This window comes from Motilimonas sp. 1_MG-2023 (assembly GCF_030547455.1).
Taxonomy (GTDB): Bacteria; Pseudomonadota; Gammaproteobacteria; order Enterobacterales; family CBDFNC01; genus Motilimonas.
In genome coordinates this window covers 1-203 of the sequence record NZ_JAUOPX010000390.1, presented here as the reverse complement: position 1 = coordinate 203, position 203 = coordinate 1, and the positions used below count along the sequence as shown (strand labels likewise).

Genomic DNA, 203 nt, shown 5'->3' with positions numbered 1-203 from the left:
TTCGGCTACGAGGCGTTTGAGCTTTTTTCGCTCGGCTTTGACCTCAGGTGTATCATTTGAAGGTGAGCGTGAAGAGTTACGAGAACTGGTTGCCAGTTTGTCTTCGTACTCGCGCAACTTATCCCACAACTCTTTGATGAGTGCGTTAGCATCATTAATGTCCTCAACGTGAGGCGCATCTTGGGTGAACATCGATTTCTTTT

Annotated in this window: 1 protein-coding gene; it reads right to left on the bottom strand. The window is 46.8% G+C overall.

From position 1 onward, the window contains the following. Positions 1–192, bottom strand: a 192-nt coding sequence (locus Q4519_RS22375) for a DUF6444 domain-containing protein (protein ID WP_303516194.1), incomplete at its 3' end; no start/stop codon positions are given. Positions 193–203: the final 11 nt, after the last annotated feature.